This is a genomic window from Pseudomonas sp. HMWF006 (assembly GCF_003061205.1).
Lineage (GTDB): Bacteria > Pseudomonadota > Gammaproteobacteria > Pseudomonadales > Pseudomonadaceae > Aquipseudomonas > Aquipseudomonas monsensis.
On sequence record NZ_QAIU01000032.1, the window covers coordinates 1 to 2,138 of the forward strand.

The 2,138-nt window shown below is 60.1% G+C and carries 2 protein-coding genes; one reads left to right on the plus strand and one right to left on the minus strand.

Going from position 1 to position 2,138, the window contains the following annotated elements:
- Positions 1-1,008 (minus strand): DMT family transporter (locus DBR24_RS01135; RefSeq protein WP_146188924.1); only part of this gene is annotated, 1,008 nt, incomplete at its 3' end.
- 205 nt (positions 1,009-1,213) lie between these two features.
- On the opposite strand from DBR24_RS01135, the gene DBR24_RS01140 reads away from it, so the two are divergent.
- On the plus strand, positions 1,214-2,137 hold the full coding sequence (locus DBR24_RS01140) for a hypothetical protein (protein ID WP_128613627.1): 924 nt from the start codon (positions 1,214-1,216) through the stop codon (positions 2,135-2,137).
- The last annotated feature ends 1 nt before the right edge of the window (position 2,138 follow it).

The window sequence follows — 2,138 nt, forward strand, 5'->3', positions numbered from 1 at the left end:
GTGCGCATGACTATGCCGCATCGGCGTATGCACATGCGGATGGCTGTGCGGCTCCGTCCCGTCCCATTCAAACCCGTGCGTATGCTGATGGTGCTCGTCGTGTGTGTGGCGATGATCGTGCTCGAGCCGTTCGTGCTGATGCTCGTGGGCATGGTTTTCCATCAGGTGAATCCATACCCCTACGGCCATTAACGCGGCAGCGAGCAGGAACATCAGCGATATTGACTCGCCCAGTAGCAGAATCGAGATAGCTGCGCCCAGAAACGGCGCGGTGGAAAAGTACGCGCCGGTGCGCGCACTGCCCAGTCCGCGCAGGGCGAGGACGAACATCACCAGGCTGATGCCGTAGCCGAGAAAACCGACCAGCAGGATCGGCACCAGCGAGTCGGCGGCGGGCAATTGTTTGCCGATGAATAAGGCCAGGCCGCAGTTGACCACACCGGCGACCAGGCCTTTGCTGCCGGCGATGAACAGTGCGTCCGAGGCAGAGACTTTCCGCGTGAGGTTATTGTCGATGGCCCAGCAAAAGCAGGCGAAGGCGACGGCCAGTGGCCCGATCCAGTCTTGCGCCGATATGGCCCCCTGCGGCCATGACAACACCACGCCGCCGGCCACGATGGCGAGCATGCCAAGTACGATTCGCCGATCGGCATTTTCCTTGAACACCACCCAGGCCAGCAGCGCCGTGAGCACCGATTCCAGGTTGAGCATCAGTGACGCGCTGGCGCCGGATGTCCTGGTCAAACCGAACATCAACGCCACCGGCGCCAGCACACCGCCGAAGCCGATGGCGCCGACCAGCCACGGCCATTCGCCGGTGCCGAGTCCGGAACGCTGCCAGCCTCGATCGCGGGCAACACGCAGGAGGGTCAAGCCCAGACCACTGCCCAGATAGAGCAGCCCGGCCAACAGTATCGGCGAAATCTGTGCCCCCAGCAGCTTGGCAAGTGGCGTACTGGCGCCAAACAGCGCGGCCGCAACCAAAGCGTAGAGAACGCTGACATTCATGACGGGATCACTCGTTTGAGCCTATGGAGTAACGGCAATGATCATGGCAAAAATCAGGTGAGAATTATGTGAACAGCTGATTGGTGTCAGGGAACATCACCCCAAGCACGTGCTCAAATCCAGCAACATTTAATCCGCGTAATCACTGGGCGACTGCTCGACGCAGCCTCTATGCTGCAAACATCGAGATGCAATGGAGTTGAAGATGAAAACCTGGATCGCCGCCGCGCTGGCCATACTGATTTCCCTGCCTGTCCACGCAGCAGATGCTGGCGCTGTGCGCGTCGAACCGATCGCTTTCACAACCAGCGCCGACAGCGTCCAGCGCAAACAGTCGATCAAGGGTGACCAGACCGCGGAGTACAGATTCAATGCCAGGGCCGGCCAGTTGCTCACCGTCGACTTCAAACCGTCCAACACCTCCGCCTATTTCAACATCACCGCCAAGGGCGCGGATTACGCGCTGTTCAACGGTTCGATCATGGGCAATCACTTCCTCGGAACATTGCCGGCCGATGGCGAGTACACGGTTCAAGTCTATCTCATGCGCAATGCCGCACGGCGCAACGAGGTGGCCAACTACGAGTTGTCTCTGAGACTGGTCAATGGCGATGCCAGCCGCGGCAAACAGCCATTCGAGCAGACGCTGGAATGGCAGGGCATTTCCTTTCATGTCAGCACCGAACAGGTTGACGGCAAACCGACGCTGCGCATCACCCTCAAAGGTCTGGAGATCGATAACGCGATCATCAGCCGGGCGCTCACCGGTGAGGTCGTGCGTGCCGAAGTCGCTGACCTCAATAACGACGGCTCCCCTGAACTCTACGTGTTTACCCGCTCGCCCGGGCGCGGCATGCCGGGCGATCTGATCGCCTATTCAGCCAATAACAAAAAATCCCTGAGCGAAATCTACTTGCCCCCGGTCAGCGACAACCCGAAAACCGCCGAGGGTTATCAGGGCGAGGATTCGTTTGCAGTGGTGGAAAACCGGCTGGTGCAGCGCTTCCCGGTGTATGACAGCGCTGACGCAGGCGCAGGCCGCACGGGGAAGATGCGCCAGGTTCAATACACGTTGGTGGCGGGCGAGGCCGGGTGGGTTTTGCGTGAGGACAAGGTGACGGAGTATTGAG

Bases quoted from the DNA above. Each gene is read 5' to 3' on its own strand.
- DBR24_RS01140 (WP_128613627.1), top strand. From the start codon at position 1,214: ATGAAAACCTGGATCGCCGCCGCGCTGGCCATACTGATTTCCCTGCCT.